The following is a 15,331-nucleotide window of genomic DNA, read 5'->3' on the forward strand; positions in this document are numbered from 1 at the left end:
CCAGCAACGATCATCTGCAGGGTTTCGGGCAGCATGCGCACCAGCGCTTGGGCCGTCGCTTCACGGAACGTCACGGTTTTTTCAGTGACGTCGACCATATTGGCGCGACCTTGGGAATCGAGATGAGTCAGCACAGGGATACTCCTGATCAGGAGCATCGATTGTAAACCTGTGGGTCAAATTTCCGCACGTTTGATTATCCGATTACCACAATCCCCTTGTGGGAGCGGGCTTGCTCGCGAATGCGGTGTATCAGTCACTATATATTTCAACTGACACACCGCATTCGCGAGCAAGCCCGCTCCCACATTTGATTTGTGTCGGGCATAAAAAAACCGGGCGACCATTAGGCCGCCCGGTTTTGGTGAGGGTTACAGATGCGATTCGGCGTATTCGGCCAGAATCGAGCGTGGCACCCCTTGCAGGGTGATGTGCACACCGTTGGGGAAGTCCTTGAAGCGCTCGGTCAAGTACGTCAGCCCGGAGCTGGTCGCGGACAGGTAAGGGGTGTCGATCTGCGCCAGGTTGCCCAGGCACACCACTTTGGAACCGGCGCCGGCACGGGTGATGATGGTTTTCATCTGGTGCGGCGTGAGGTTCTGGCATTCATCGATCAGGATCAGACTCTGCTGGAAGCTGCGGCCTCGAATGTAGTTGAGGGATTTGAACTGCAACGGCACTTTACTGAGGATGTAGTCGACGCTGCCATGGGTGTTTTCGTCATCCATGTGCAAGGCTTCGAGGTTGTCGGTGATGGCGCCCAGCCAAGGCTCCATTTTTTCCGCCTCAGTGCCGGGCAGGAAACCGATCTCCTGGTCCAGGCCCTGCACGCTACGGGTCGCGATGATCCGGCGATAGCGTTTACTGACCATGGTCTGCTCAATGGCCGCCGCCAGTGCGAGGATGGTTTTACCCGAACCCGCAGCCCCGGTCAGGTTGACCAGGTGGATATCCGGATCGAGTAAGGCGTACAGCGCCAGACTTTGATAGATGTCACGCGGTTTCAGGCCCCAGGCTTCCTGGTGCAACAGGGGTTCCTGATGCAGGTCGAGAATCAGCAGTTTGTCTTCTTCGATATCCTTGATCCAGCCGACAAAACCCTGTTCGTCGATGATGAACTCGTTGACGTGCACCGCCGGCAGGTTGTCGATCAACTGCACTTGGTGCCAGGTGCGGCCATGATCCTGACGGGTGTCGACATTCCTCACACGGTCCCAGAAGGAGCCGGTCATGTTGTGATAACCGTTGGGTAGCAGCGACACGTCGTCAACCAGTTGGTCGGTGCTGTAGTCCTCGGCCGCAATCCCGCAAGCCCGGGCCTTGAGGCGCATGTTGATGTCTTTGGTGACCAGCACCACGGGCAGCTTTGGTTCGCGCGCGTGCAGGTCGATCAACTGGTTGATGATGATGTTGTCGTTCAGGTGCTCGGGCAGAATGATGTTCGGCTCAGTGCGCTTGCTCATCAAAATTGACAGCAAACCCTTGGGCCCACTCTTGCCGCGCTGGATCGGTACGCCGAGTTCGACGTCTTCGGGGCTGGCATCGCCCAAAGTCTTGTCGATCAGGCGAATCGCCTGGCGGCATTCAGCGGCAACGCTGTGATGCCCGCTCTTGAGCTTGTCCAGCTCTTCAAGCACGGTCATCGGGATGGCGACGTGGTGTTCTTCGAAATTAAGCAGGGCGTTTGGATCGTGAATCAATACGTTGGTATCGAGTACATAAAGGATTGGCTGGTTGGAAGAAGGGCTACGTCCGTGATCATCCATACTCGGTCACCTTTGTGGGAGCCAGTCGACGCAGTACCATGACAGTGCTGCGCCTCGAAGTGGCCGCCGAATTCACCTGCGAGGATTCAAGTGAACTGCACACAAACTGGGGTCTTGGGAGACGCCACCTGTGTTGCAGGTTTCGGCGGTCTGTCTTCGTAATACTCCAAAACACATGACAGAAAAAAGCACTTTGACGTTTTTTTGAAGTTTATTTTTCAGAGTGACGAATAGCCCTTGGCGTGCAGGCAATGTGCCGTTAAAGTCGGAAGTCCGCCTGCACCGATTTCTCTGCAAAAATCGCCCTTCCCCCAATGTTTACGGCCTTTTGCCGTTTTCAGCGAAACGCGTCCTGACAGTCTGCCCAACCGATCCCGCTTGGCGCCGTTTGCGTAATGAGCCAGGGCATCGCCGTTTTCAGCGCATCCTGCTTCACATTGAAATTGATCACCCCGTGCCGCCACAGCAGCATCAGGGTTAACACCCGTTGTGCGCTCTGGCTGCCCTTGAGCTTGCCGGCGCCGTCCTGGGCATCGATATCCCACAATGCCACCTGCAAGCCCTGAGACTTGAAGAAGCCCTCGGCATCGGACCGGCGCTGGCCATCGGGCGGGCGAAACAGCGGCACGTAATTCTCCGGCAGCTTGTTTTTGACCAGTTCGGCGCTGCGTCGCACCGAGTCCTGCCAGTCCTGCCAGTGGCTGTGGGAGCGGAACTCCCAGCCTTGCACGCCCACGCATTGCTGCGAATAAGTGCCTTGCAGGCTGGCCACCGAACGCTCGGCCAGACGGGCCTGAATGTCCTTGCCGAGGACGAAGAACGTAGCGCTCATGTTCGATTTGCGCAGGTACTCGGTGACCCAGGCGGTGTTATCTGGCGCGGTGTTGGCGGCGCTGTCGAATGTCAGCAGGAACAGGCGGTCATTCATGGCCTCGCCGTTGCGCTCATAGTCGCCAAAACGATCGACTTCGCTGCTGGTCTGCGGGAACAGCGCGGCCTTGCGCAACTGCTCGTCCAGGTACTGGGCGTGGAACAACCGGCTCGGCTCGGCCCACTTGATGTAATAGCTGTCGTCGCTTACCTGGAACTTGGCCGCTTGCTCACGCAAGGTGGCCATGTCCTCGACCAGGAAACAGAAGGAAGCATCCTGATCGCAACTCTGCTGGGCGAAGTTGTAATTGGTCAGCAAACGCTGCCACAGGCGTTGGCGCAACTGGTTGACCGACTCCAGATTGAGGGTGCGCAGGCCCAGGCGTTGAGCCAGGCTCGCTTCATCCAGCGATTCGCTGGCCAGCAGAACGCGGGCGAACATGAGGATTTCGGCCCGCGAGGCGACGTCGAACAACGTCGGGCTGCTGAGCTGCTCAGGCCAGGTACTGCGATCCAGCGTCGCCACATCGCCCGGCGCCGCCATGGCACCAAAGCTCAAGAGCCAGGCCGAGAATAGAAAAACGATACGCAATGGGATGTCTCCATAACAAAACCCGCGCGGCACTATATCGCGGGAAGATCAAAAGATCGCAGCCTCGCTTCGCTCGACAGCTCCTACAGATGGACGCGCACCGTAGGAGCTGCCGAGCGAAGCGAGGCTGCGATCTTGTTCAATGACGCCACCGATCACCTATGACACCCATAGCTGGAGTCAACACGAACAACCCCCTAGAATCGCCGCCACGATTAAAGGAGACGACTTCATGCTGATGGTGATTTCCCCCGCCAAGACCCTCGATTACGAAACACCGCCGGCGACCCAGCGCTTCACTCAGCCGCAATACCTCGACCACTCCCAGGAGCTGATCCTGCAACTGCGCGACCTTACGCCAGCGCAGATCAGCGAGCTGATGCACGTCTCCGACAAGATTGGCGGTCTCAATGCCGCGCGTTTCGGTAGCTGGACCCCGGCCTTCACCCCAGCCAACGCCAAGCAGGCGCTGCTGGCATTCAAGGGCGATGTGTACACCGGCCTGAATGCACAAACCTTCAGCGAAGCCGACTTCGATTACGCCCAACAGCACTTGCGCATGCTCTCCGGCCTGTATGGCCTGTTGCGCCCTCTGGACCTGATGCAGCCCTATCGGCTGGAGATGGGCACCAAACTGGCCAATGCCCGAGGCAAGGACTTGTACGCCTTCTGGGGTACGCGGATCAGCGAATGGCTGAACGAAGCCTTGGCCGATCAAGGCGATGACGTGCTGCTGAACCTGGCCTCCAACGAGTACTTCTCGGCGGTCAAACGCAGTGCCTTGAATGCGCGCATCATCAATACCGAGTTCAAGGATCTGAAGAACGGCCAGTACAAAATCATCAGTTTCTACGCGAAAAAGGCCCGCGGGATGATGAGTCGCTTCGTCATTGAAGAACGCATCAATGACCCGGTCGCCCTCAAGCAGTTTGACGTTCAGGGTTATCGCTACAGCAGCGAGCAGTCTAAACCGGACAATCTGGTGTTCCTGCGCGATCACGCACCGGAGTAATAGAACCTGCACTAAGTCAGCGCACGACACCCATTACTTCGTCGTGCGCGCCCCCTTTGATCATCGAACAATCCCTTCCGTTTCGCCGCTTTATTGGCGCCAAAATTCAAGCACTCTATTTTCTAACTTTAGTTTCACTCGACATTGATCATTTTTTTCAGTAGTGGCACTGAAAATTTTTATCCGTAGTGGCAAAAAAATATCTAACGCAATAATCACCCCATATATAAAGGGCCAAACGGCAAGTGCTATCAATATGAGAGCAGTGCCATCTTTTTCCATATTTCAAGAAATTTCAGAATTCGCGATGGGCGGACAGGAACTATGTCCAAATGCACCGCTCATACCACCGGTAACGATTCTCTCGGTGATTGTGCGAGATAACTTACACAGACAAGAGATTCATGTAGCGAAGTTGTCACACATACTTGGGCTTACTGATCGCTTATTTGGGCAACACATGAAGGACAGGAGATAACGCACCATTACTATCCCCTACAAGGCCACGGCTGCGCCCCTATAAACGTGCTCACCTGAGCACCCAACCGCTTGATTTACGGGCTTTCGGGCCTGGCATTGAGCGCGCAAGACCTTTGCACGGAAGTCTTCAGAAAAGAGGATCGGCTGCATAACAGGGCACGTCATAACAATAAGGCCTGGCTGCGCACATCTTGAGTGCACTTATTTAGACACTCGGAACTTAGTATGCCTGCACACGGCACTGTGGCGCCTTTAAGTCGCACTTGCGAGTGCACTATGACCGCTGAACACCATTAACTCCGGCCATGTAATGGCTTGATAAACACAGAGGTAATTGCGATGCGCATCAGCATATTTGGTTTGGGTTACGTCGGCGCAGTATGTGCCGGTTGCCTGTCTGCACGGGGCCATGACGTCGTTGGCGTCGATGTTGCCAAAGACAAAATCGATATGATCAACGCAGGCCGTTCGCCGATCGTTGAACCGGGTTTGGGCGAACTTCTGAAGAAGGGCATCGAGACGGGCAAATTGCGCGGCACGACCAACTTCGCCGAAGCGATTCGTGACACCGACCTGTCGATGATCTGCGTCGGTACGCCGAGCAAGAAGAACGGCGATCTGGAACTGAACTACATCGAAGCCGTGTGCCGCGAGATCGGTTTTGTCCTGCGCGACAAGACCACCCGCCACACCATCGTGGTTCGCAGCACCGTACTGCCGGGCACCGTGGCAAACGTGGTGATCCCGATCCTCGAAGACTGCTCTGGCAAAAAGGCCGGCGTCGATTTCGGCGTGGCGGTCAACCCTGAGTTCCTGCGTGAAAGCACCGCGATCGCCGATTACGATCTGCCGCCAATGACCGTTATCGGCGAGTTCGACAAGGCTTCGGGTGACGTTCTGCAGTCGCTGTACGAAGAGCTCGACGCGCCGATCATCCGCAAGGACATCGCCGTTGCCGAGATGATCAAGTACACCTGCAACGTGTGGCACGCCACCAAGGTGACCTTCGCCAACGAGATCGGCAACATCGCCAAAGCTGTCGGCGTCGATGGTCGTGAAGTGATGGAAGTGGTCTGCCAGGACAAGACACTGAACCTGTCCCAGTACTACATGCGCCCAGGCTTTGCGTTCGGCGGCTCTTGCCTGCCCAAAGACGTCCGCGCCCTGACCTACCGCGCCGGTTCCCTGGACGTGGAAGCACCGCTGCTCAACTCGCTGATGCGCAGTAACGAGTCCCAGGTGCAGAACGCGTTCGACATCGTCTCCAGCCACGACAAACGCAAAGTCGCCCTGCTGGGTCTGAGCTTCAAGGCCGGCACCGACGACCTGCGCGAAAGCCCGCTGGTCGATCTGGCGGAAATGCTGATCGGCAAGGGTTACGACCTGAGCATCTACGACAGCAACGTCGAGTACGCCCGTGTCCACGGTGCGAACAAGGATTACATCGAGTCGAAGATCCCTCACGTCTCGTCCTTGCTCAACTCCGACTTCGACGACGTGATCGCAAACTCCGACGTGATCATCCTCGGCAACCGTGACGAGAAATTCCGCGCCCTGGCGCTGGAAGCTCCACACGGCAAGCAAGTGGTCGACCTGGTTGGCTTCATGTCCAAAGCCACCAGCGTGAGTGGCCGGACCGAAGGCATCTGCTGGTAACACCCTCCTCGTAGGAGCCAGGCTTGCCGGCGAACCAGGCGACGTGATGTGTCAGGTACGCCGCCTTCGCGGGCAAGCCTCGCTCCTACAGGTCTGATGAGATCGACTTGGCTTTCTACGCCTGCCTTAACCCCATCGGGCCACCCCACAGGCTCGCCCGAGATCGAGACGGATGCAGATTATGCACAGGCTAAAGCACGGCCTACTTCAGGCCGCCGGTTGGCTGTTTTACCTAAGTTTACTGATGGGCATCGCCATGGCGCTGCCTGCGTCCACGTTCGACTCCGAGTCGAAGGACTTCATCTTCCTGATCGGTATCGTCGGTATCTGGCGCTACTCGATGGGTGCCACGCACTTTCTGCGCGGCATGCTGTTTCTGTACGTGGTCTACCCGCACCTGCGGCGCAAAGTGCGCAAGCTGGGCAAAGCGGCAGATCCGTCCCATGTATTTCTGATGGTCACCAGCTTTCGTATCGACGCGCTGACCACCGCTCAGGTCTACAGCTCGGTAATCCGCGAGGCCATCGACTGCGAACTGCCGACCACCGTGGTCTGCTCCATCGTGGAAATGTCCGATGAGCTGCTGGTCAAGAGCCTCTGGAAACGCATGAACCCACCGCCACGGGTCAAGCTCGACTTCGTGCGCATTCCCGGCACCGGCAAGCGCGATGGCCTGGCCTACGGTTTCCGCGCCATCTCGCGCCACCTGCCGGACGACCGCGCCGTGGTTGCCGTGATCGATGGCGACACCGTATTGGCCGAAGGCGTCGTACTCAAGACCGTGCCGTGGTTCCAGCTGTTCGGCAATGTCGGCGGCCTGACCACCAACGAGTTCTGCGAAGTGCGCGGCGGCTACATCATGAGCGAATGGCACAAACTGCGATTCGCCCAGCGTCACATCAACATGTGCTCCATGGCCTTGTCCAAGCGCGTGTTGACCATGACCGGCCGGATGTCGGTATTCCGCGCCACCGTGGTCACCAACCCGGACTTCATCGCCGATGTGGAAAGCGACTCGCTGCAACACTGGCGCCTGGGCCGCTTCAAGTTCCTTACCGGTGACGACAAGTCGAGCTGGTTCAGCCTGATGCGTCTGGGCTACGACACGTTCTACGTGCCGGATGCCGCGATCCACACCGTGGAACACCCGCCGGAAAAGAGCTTCATCAAGGCCAGTCGCAAACTGATGTTCCGCTGGTACGGCAACAACCTGCGGCAGAACTCCCGCGCCCTGGGCTTGGGGATGAAACGTCTCGGCCTGTTCACTTCGGTGGTGCTGTTCGATCAGCGCGTGTCGATGTGGACGTCCTTGCTGGGCCTGACCGTGGCAATCCTCGCCACCTTCAAGTACGGCAGCGCGTTCATCCTGGTTTACCTGCTGTGGATCGGCATCACCCGCCTGATCCTTACAGTGCTGCTGTCCTGTTCCGGTCACCGGATCGGCCCGGCCTACCCGGCGATTCTCTATTACAACCAGATCGTCGGCGCGCTGGTGAAGATCTACGTGTTCTTCCGCCTCGACCGTCAGTCCTGGAGTCGCCAGCCCACTTCCCTGACCCGTGATCTCGCCAGCTTTCAAGGTTGGTTCAACACTTGGTCGTCTCGGACCATGACCTTCTCCGCCGGCAGCATTTTTGTCGCCGTGCTGCTGATGATGGTCTGACCGAACTCGCCTGAATTAACTAGGAAATCGCCCATATGAATACCGCCGTCAACTCCAACGTAGTGCACGAATCCGAAGCCCAGCGCCAACACGCTCGCGTGAAAATCCCGGCCAAGCTGCGTTTCTTCGGCCCTGACCGGACTCCGGTTGAAGCCCGACTCATCGACCTTTCCGCTGGCGGTCTGGCGTTCAACGCCGGTCAGCTGCCGCTGAAAGTCGGCGATGTGCACAAGGCTCGCCTGCAATTCGTCATCGATAACCTCGGTTTGGCCATGGACGTGGAATTGCAAATTCGCTCCGTGGATCGCCAGACCGGTCGCACCGGTTGCCAGTTCCAGAACCTGGAACCCCGTGACATTTCCACCCTGCGCCACCTGATCACCTCACACCTGGCCGGCGACATCGTCAGCGTCGGTGAAATGCTGGCGACCCTGCAGCGCGACAACTTCACCAAGGCGCGCAAGGTCAAGGATGGCGGCCACGGCATGACCGCGCTCGGCCGTCTGAAAGCGGTGACCTTCAGCGCCGGTATCTTCGTGGTCGGTCTTGTGGCGTTCGGTTTCATTTTCAAATCGGTGTACGGCATGTACTTCGTCAGCCACGCCCAGGCCGGCCTGGTCAGCGTGCAGGGCATGAACATCACCATGCCGCGCGACGGCACCGTGCAGAGCCTGATCAAGGCTGACGGCGTTGCCGCCAAAGGCGCACCGCTGGCGACTTTCAGCACCAGCATGCTCGACGTACTCAAGGGCCATCTGGACGAAGGTCAACTGCAACCATCCAAGGTTGAAGAACTGTTCGGCAAGCAAATGACCGGCACCCTGACGTCGCCGTGCGATTGCACCGTGGCGCAGCAACTGGTGGCTAACGGTCAGTACGCCAGCAAAGGCGACGTGATCTTCCAACTGGTGCCGCGCAACACCGAAGCCAACGTTGAAGCACGCTTCACCTATCGCCAGTTCGGCGACGTACGCCCAGGCACCACGGTCAGCTTCCAGATCGCCGGCGAAGACCAAACCCGTACCGGCAAGATCGTCAGCAGCACCAGCCTGAAAAGCGCCGACCTGTCGTCCGACATCCGCGTGCAGATCAAACCTGACGAGCCACTGGACAGCGCCTTCGCCGGTCGCCCGGTGGAAGTGAACAGCACTCGTGGCCCGAACCTGAACTGGCTGATCAACAAAGCCATGGCCGCCGGTCTTTAAACAGAGGACATGCCCGTGACGATCATCAGTCTCCTGAAAACACCGCGAATCCTGTGGGAGCGGGCTTGCCCGCGATTGGATCAACGCGGTCTTTCTGAAGCACCGAGCCGCCTGAATCGCGGGCAAGCCCGCTCCCACAGTGGCTATGTGGTGTGCTCGCTCGCGCTGGCCGTGAGCCTCGCCGGCTGCGCCGGCCTGCCCGACCAGCGTCTGGCCAATGAAGCCCTCAAGCGCGGCGACACCACGCTGGCGGCGCAGAACTATCAGCAATTGGCAGACCTGGGTTACAGCGAAGCCCAGGTTGGCCTGGCCGATCTGCAGGTCGACAGCCGTGACCCGGCGCAAATCAAAAAGGCCGAGGCGACTTACCGCGCCGCGGCCAGCGTCTCGCCGCGGGCTCAGGCTCGCCTGGGTCGTCTGCTGGTGGCCAAACCCGGCGCCACCGAAGCCGAACACCAAGAAGCCGAAGCGCTGTTGAAGAAAGCCTCGGCCAATGGCGAAGGCAATACTCTGATCCCGCTGGCGATGCTGTACCTGCAATACCCGCACAGTTTCCCCAACGTCAACGCACAGCAGCAGATCAGCCAATGGCGCGCCGAAGGCAAACCGGAAGCGGGTCTGGCGCAAGTGCTGCTCTATCGCACCCAGGGCACGTACGACCAGCACCTGGATGACGTGGAGAAAGTCTGCAAAGCGGCGTTGAATACCACCGACATCTGCTACGTCGAACTGGCTACGGTCTATCAGAAACGCGGCCAGCCAGAGCAACAAGCCGAGCTGATCAAACAAATGCAGGCCGCTCACAGCCGTGGCGCCGTCTCTGCGCAACGTGTGGACAGCGTGGCCCGCGTGCTGGGCGATGCGAGCCTGGGCAAGACCGACGAGAAAACCGCTCAGTCGCTGCTCGAAGGCATTGCACCTGGCTACCCGGCATCCTGGGTCAGCCTGGCGCAACTGCTCTACGACTTCCCTGAACTGGGTGATGTCGACGCCATGATGAAGTACCTGGACAACGGCCGCGCCGCCGACCAGCCGCGTGCCGAACTGTTGCTGGGCAAGCTCTACTTCGAAGGCAAAATGGTGCCGGCCGACGCCAAGGTCGCCGAAGAGCACTTCAAGAAAGCCGTCGGCCGTGAAGTCGCCGCCGATTACTACCTCGGCCAGATTTACCGTCGTGGTTACCTGGGCAAGGTCTATCCGCAGAAAGCCCTGGATCACCTGCTGACCGCTGCGCGTAACGGCCAGAACAGCGCCGATTTCGCCATTGCCCAACTGTTCTCCCAAGGCAAGGGCACCCGGCCCGACCCGGTCAACGCATATGTCTTCAGCCAATTGGCGAAGGCTCAAAACACCCCACAAGCCAATGAGCTTGCGCAAACAATCGAAGCGCAACTGCCGCCTGACCGGCTGGCCGAGGCCCAACGCCTGCTGAAACAAGAGCAGGCCATTCGTAGTGCCGTGAGTTCGGACACGCTGGAACTGCACGCCCTGCAAGAAGAAGACGGCGAGGAATCCCTATGAAGCTCAATCCATTCGTGAAGGCCGGTATTGGCCTGACATTCGCCCTGCTGTGGTCGTGCCCGACCCTGGCAGCCCTGACCGAAGACAAGAACTTCGGCCTCGAAGTCAAAGTTACCGGCCAGTCCGAAGACGACCGTGACTTGGGTACTGCCAGCGGCGGCGACGTTTCCGGCGTCGGCCTCGACCTGCGTCCATGGGTATACGGCGAAAGCGGCGCGTGGAGCGCCTACGCCATGGGTCAGGCGGTGACGTCCACCGACATCATCGAAACGGACACCCTGCAACAGTCCGACAGCGACGGTACCCAGACCACCGACAACGGTGATCGCAAAACCAAGAAAAACTACCTGGCGATGCGCGAGTTCTGGGTCGGCTACAGCGGCCTCACGCCCTACCCTGGCGAGATCCTCAAGCTCGGTCGCCAACGCCTGCGCAACGACGACGGCCAATGGCGCGACACCAACATCGAAGCCCTGAACTGGACCTTCGACACCACCCTGTTGCGCGCCAACGCCGGTATCGCCGAACGCTTCAGCGAATACCGCACCGACTTGAAAGAGCTGGCGCCCAAGGACGAGGATCGCCTGCACGTTTTCGGCGACGTTGCCACTCAATGGTCGCCGGGTAACTGGGTCGGCATTCGCGGTCATCACACCCACGATGACGGCAAGCTCGACTACCCGGAACCGGGCGTGGCCGGCGATTCGCTGGATAAAAAACAGAACGGTGACATCAGCTGGCTCGGCCTCACCGCCGACAGCGACGCCTACAACTGGCGCAACACCAACACCGTCAACTACTGGGGCAGCATCACCGGCATGAGCGGCGACACCGACACGGTCAACCCGCTGAACGCCGATGGCACGCGTCCGACCGAAGCCAAACGTGGTGAAGACCTCAATGGCTGGGCCACCGATATCGGCCTGCGTTTGCGCCTTGATCCGCAGTGGCAAGTCGGTGCGGCGTATGCCCGTGCCAGCGCCGAGTACGAACAGACCGGCCTGGAAAGCAATCGCTCGAACTACACCGGTACACGCTCGCGGGTTCACCGTTTCGGCGAAGCCTTCCGTGGCGAAATGAACAACATGCAGACCGCTACCCTGTTCGGCTCGTGGATGCTCAACGACGAATACGACGCCAGTCTGATCTACCACAAGTTCTGGCGCGTCGACGGCAACAAGCCGGTAGGCAGCAATGGCATCAACGCCGTCGAAAACAACACCGACGACGTGACCGGCGCGATCCTCTCCAGCACCTCGCTGCCGCTGGAAGATGGCAACAAAGACCTCGGTCAGGAAATGGACCTGGTGGTCACCAAGTACTTCAAGCAAGGCCTGCTGCCTGCGTCGTTGAGCCAGTCGATCGATGAGCCTTCGGCTCTGGTGCGGTTCCGTGGCGGCGTGTTCAAGCCTGGCGATGCGTATGGCAAAGAAGTCGACTCGTACATGCACCGCGCGTTTGTCGACGTGGTCTGGCGCTTCTGATGCAAACCGCGAAGGGAGTGCCCGACATGAACAGCGCCAAGAAAGGCTCGATCAGCCTGCTGGCCGGCGCGCTGCTGCTCGCCAGCGCAGCGGCCTTCGCCACCGTCGAACCGGCCCAGCCTGTGCAAGCGGGAAAATCGACGACCATGGCCAAGGGGCTGCAACAGGCCAAGACCTACACCGTCAGCAGCGCACCAACCGCGCCGCTGGACCTGGACGCGCCGAAACTGCCGGACACCTCTGGCTACACCGCGGAAGCCATCGCCGAGAAAATCGTGCGCACCAAACCCGGCAAGATCAGCGTGCGCCGGATGATGCAAGAGAACGCCTTGAAGGACTTCATCGGCGGCGACAACAAGATGGCCGAGTGGGTAGTGCGTCAGCATGGCATCCCGCAGGCGATCTTCATCGACGACGGCTACATGAACCTCAAGGACCTGGCGAAGAAGCTGCCCAAGCAGTACTTCAGCGAAACCTCGCCGGGCGTGTTCCTGGCGAAGTTGCCGATCGTGGTGGGGAACAAGGGCATTCTGGAAATCGACAAGCAGACCCAGGAATTGCGCCTGTCCCAAGAGGCTGGTTCGTTCCTGGTCAACGACGGCCAGTTGTTCGTGCGTGATACCAGAATCACTGGCTGGAGCGAGAAGGCAAACGGCCCGGCGGCTTTCAAGTCGCCCAAGGAATTCCGTCCGTTCCTGCTGTCCTGGGGTGGCACCGAGACCTACATCGCCAACAGCAAGATCGCCAGTTTCGGTTACGCCAACAGTAAGTCCTACGGCGTGAGTATTTCCCAATACACGCCGAACATGGCCAAGGTGCTCAAGCGCCCTGAACCGAGCGGCTGGATCGTCGGCTCCGAATTCTCGGACATGTGGTACGGCTTCTACTGCTACGAAACCCGCGACTTCGTGGTCAAGGGCAACACCTACAAAGACAACATCGTCTACGGCATCGACCCGCATGACCGGTCGCATGGCCTGATCATCGCCGACAACACGGTGTTCGGTACGAAGAAGAAGCACGGGATCATTATTTCCCGTGAGGTCAACGACAGCTTCATCTTCAACAACCGCAGCTACGACAACAAGTTGTCGGGCCTGGTGATCGACCGTAACAGTGTGAACAACCTGATCGCCTACAACGAGATCTACAAGAACCACACCGATGGCATCACCCTCTATGAGAGTGCTGACAACCTGTTGTGGGGCAACAAGGTGATCAGCAACAAACGCCACGGCATCCGTATTCGTAACAGCGTGAACATCCGCCTGTATGAAAACGTCTCGATGGCCAACGGCCTGACCGGTGTCTACGGGCACATCAAAGACCTGACCGACACCGACCGGGACATCAAGCTCGATCCGTTCGACGCCCAGGTGTCGCTGATCGTGGTCGGCGGTGAACTGGCCGCCAATGGCAGCGGACCGCTGTCCATCGACTCGCCGCTGAGCGTGGAGTTGTATCGCGTGTCGATGCTCGCGCCGACCAAATCCAGTGGCATCAGCTTCTCGGGGATTCTCGGCGAGCGCCAGGATGAAATTCTCGACCTGCTGGTGCGCCAGCAGAAAGCCGTGCTGATCGACCCTGTCGAACGCCAGACCGAAATGCGGGACTGAGGATAATTTTATGCACCCACACTTGATCAAATTACTCAGCCTGTCGGCCCTGACCGCGGGCATTCTCGCGGCCAGTGGTGGCGTACGTGCCGAAGACGCCAAAGCACCCAGCTTCAAGGCCGAGGATTGCTGCAGCCTGTGCCCCGCCGCCCATGACGCGAAGAACTACACCACCCGCTATCAGCAGAACTTCACCACACTGGTGCAGGCGCAGGGCGATTGGCTGTTCCGTACGCAAGAAGACTTGCGCACCGAGTTCGACACCACACCCGCCGGCTACAAACGCCTGAAACAACTGCACGAGGCGTTCAAGAGCAAAGGCGTGGAACTGGTCATCGTTTACCAGCCGACCCGTGGCCTGGTGAACCGCAATAAGCTGAACCCGGCTGAGAAGGCGAGCTACGACTTCGACAAGGCGCTGAGGAACTACAAGACCATGCTCGGGCGTTTCGCGCAGATGGGCTACGTGGTCCCGGACCTGTCGCCGCTGACCAACGAGTCGCTGCCCGATACCCTGCCGGCTCACGATTTCTACTTCCGCGGCGACCAACACTGGACGCCGTATGGCGCCCAACGCACAGCGAAAATTGTCGCTGAGAAGGTCAAGCAATTGCCGGCTTTCGCCGACGTTCCCAAGCGTGAATTCGAGACCCATAAGTCGGGTCGCATGGGCAAGACCGGAACGTTACACAACATGGCTGGTCAACTCTGTGGCACTAGCTACGCGATCCAGTACATGGATCAGTTCACCACCGAGCCCAAGGGCGAAGCGGGCGATGGCGATCTGTTCAGTGATTCCGGAAATCCGGAAATCACCCTGGTCGGCACCAGCCACAGTGGCAAGAACTACAACTTCGCCGGTTTCCTCGAAGAGGCCATCGGCGCCGACATTCTCAACGTGGCGTTCCCCGGTGGTGGCTTCGAAGGTTCGATGCTGCAGTACTTGGGCAGCGAAGAGTTCCAGACCAAACCGCCGAAAATCCTCATCTGGGAATTCTCGCCGCTTTATCGCCTCGATCAGGAAACCATCTACCGCCAAATGATGGCGCTGCTGGACAACGGTTGCGAAGGCAAAGATGCACAGATGAGTGCCAGTGCCACGCTCAAACCGGGCAAAAACGAATTGATGGTCAACAGCAAGAACCTGGACCTGCGCAACAGCAGCCACCAGGTCGACATCCGCTTCGCCGACACCTCGGTGAAAACCTTGCAAGCCACCCTCTGGTACATGAATGGGCGCCACGAGGACATCAAGATCGACAAACCGGAAACCTCCGATACCGACGGGCGTTTCGCCTTCGAGTTGCGCACGGACGAAGACTGGGCCTCGCAGAACCTGCTGGCCGTCGAAGTCCAGGGACCTGAGAAACCAGGTACCACGCCTCAGAAAGTCGAAGCGAAAATCTGCAAACGCAACGTGTTCTCCGGCACCGGGCAGCGTACCGCTCAAGCCGGGCAATGAGGCT

The 15,331-nt window shown here is 58.9% G+C and carries 11 protein-coding genes; 8 read left to right on the forward strand and 3 right to left on the reverse strand.

The genetic code is table 11. From position 1 onward, the window contains the following. From F6R97_RS09710 to F6R97_RS09720, 3 genes are all read right to left on the reverse strand, one after another. On the reverse strand, window positions 1-134 hold a 134-nt coding region (locus F6R97_RS09710; protein WP_409999792.1), incomplete at its 3' end, for a cyclic pyranopterin monophosphate synthase MoaC. Between the two features lie 237 nt (window positions 135-371). Further along, window positions 372-1,766, reverse strand: a complete 1,395-nt coding sequence (locus F6R97_RS09715) for a PhoH family protein (RefSeq protein ID WP_038979050.1) — start codon at window positions 1,764-1,766, stop codon at window positions 372-374. Between the two features lie 337 nt (window positions 1,767-2,103). Further along, a complete protein-coding gene (locus F6R97_RS09720) occupies window positions 2,104-3,228 on the reverse strand; it encodes a polysaccharide deacetylase family protein (RefSeq protein WP_048396514.1) in 1,125 nt (374 codons plus the stop codon). A 232-nt stretch (window positions 3,229-3,460) separates the two neighbouring features. Between F6R97_RS09720 and yaaA the strand changes: the two genes are divergently transcribed. From yaaA to F6R97_RS09760, 8 genes are all read left to right on the forward strand, one after another. Then, the gene (yaaA, locus tag F6R97_RS09725) at window positions 3,461-4,240 is read left to right on the forward strand and encodes a peroxide stress protein YaaA (protein ID WP_019647726.1); all 780 of its coding nucleotides are present in this window, start codon (window positions 3,461-3,463) and stop codon (window positions 4,238-4,240) included. 819 nt (window positions 4,241-5,059) lie between these two features. Further along, window positions 5,060-6,376 (forward strand): nucleotide sugar dehydrogenase, encoded by a 1,317-nt coding sequence (locus tag F6R97_RS09730; protein WP_038979048.1) that lies wholly within the window; start codon window positions 5,060-5,062, stop codon window positions 6,374-6,376. Between the two features lie 181 nt (window positions 6,377-6,557). Further along, the gene (gene alg8 / locus F6R97_RS09735; RefSeq protein ID WP_390176101.1) at window positions 6,558-8,039 is read left to right on the forward strand and encodes a mannuronan synthase; all 1,482 of its coding nucleotides are present in this window, start codon (window positions 6,558-6,560) and stop codon (window positions 8,037-8,039) included. A 35-nt stretch (window positions 8,040-8,074) separates the two neighbouring features. Next, the gene (locus F6R97_RS09740; protein ID WP_038979046.1) at window positions 8,075-9,244 is read left to right on the forward strand and encodes an alginate biosynthesis protein Alg44; all 1,170 of its coding nucleotides are present in this window, start codon (window positions 8,075-8,077) and stop codon (window positions 9,242-9,244) included. A gap of 9 nt (window positions 9,245-9,253) precedes the next feature. Then, window positions 9,254-10,765: an alginate biosynthesis TPR repeat lipoprotein AlgK gene (gene algK, locus F6R97_RS09745; protein ID WP_173667513.1), complete on the forward strand. Its 1,512-nt coding sequence runs from the start codon at window positions 9,254-9,256 to the stop codon at window positions 10,763-10,765. Then, window positions 10,762-12,249, forward strand: a complete 1,488-nt coding sequence (locus F6R97_RS09750; protein WP_048396516.1) for an alginate export family protein — start codon at window positions 10,762-10,764, stop codon at window positions 12,247-12,249. Before algK ends, F6R97_RS09750 begins: the two co-directional genes overlap by 4 nt. Window positions 12,250-12,275: 26 nt before the next feature. Continuing rightward, on the forward strand, window positions 12,276-13,865 hold the full coding sequence (algG, locus tag F6R97_RS09755) for a mannuronan 5-epimerase AlgG (RefSeq protein WP_315866449.1): 1,590 nt from the start codon (window positions 12,276-12,278) through the stop codon (window positions 13,863-13,865). Between the two features lie 10 nt (window positions 13,866-13,875). Beyond that, on the forward strand, window positions 13,876-15,327 hold the full coding sequence (locus tag F6R97_RS09760) for an alginate O-acetyltransferase (RefSeq protein WP_315866450.1): 1,452 nt from the start codon (window positions 13,876-13,878) through the stop codon (window positions 15,325-15,327). Window positions 15,328-15,331: the final 4 nt, after the last annotated feature.

The sequence above is a fragment of the Pseudomonas sp. JV414 genome (assembly GCF_032424305.1).
Classification (GTDB): domain Bacteria; phylum Pseudomonadota; class Gammaproteobacteria; order Pseudomonadales; family Pseudomonadaceae; genus Aquipseudomonas; species Aquipseudomonas lini.

Excerpts from the sequence above, each read along its gene's own strand:
- F6R97_RS09760 (WP_315866450.1), top strand. The coding sequence starts at position 13,876 with ATGCACCCACACTTGATCAAATTACTCAGCCTGTCGGCCCTGACCGCG.
- alg8 (WP_390176101.1), top strand. The coding sequence starts at position 6,558 with ATGCACAGGCTAAAGCACGGCCTACTTCAGGCCGCCGGTTGGCTGTTT.
- F6R97_RS09750 (WP_048396516.1), top strand. The coding sequence starts at position 10,762 with ATGAAGCTCAATCCATTCGTGAAGGCCGGTATTGGCCTGACATTCGCC.
- F6R97_RS09715 (WP_038979050.1), bottom strand. The coding sequence starts at position 1,766 with ATGGATGATCACGGACGTAGCCCTTCTTCCAACCAGCCAATCCTTTAT.
- yaaA (WP_019647726.1), top strand. The coding sequence starts at position 3,461 with ATGCTGATGGTGATTTCCCCCGCCAAGACCCTCGATTACGAAACACCG.
- algK (WP_173667513.1), top strand. The coding sequence starts at position 9,254 with ATGCCCGTGACGATCATCAGTCTCCTGAAAACACCGCGAATCCTGTGG.
- F6R97_RS09730 (WP_038979048.1), top strand. The coding sequence starts at position 5,060 with ATGCGCATCAGCATATTTGGTTTGGGTTACGTCGGCGCAGTATGTGCC.
- algG (WP_315866449.1), top strand. The coding sequence starts at position 12,276 with ATGAACAGCGCCAAGAAAGGCTCGATCAGCCTGCTGGCCGGCGCGCTG.
- F6R97_RS09740 (WP_038979046.1), top strand. The coding sequence starts at position 8,075 with ATGAATACCGCCGTCAACTCCAACGTAGTGCACGAATCCGAAGCCCAG.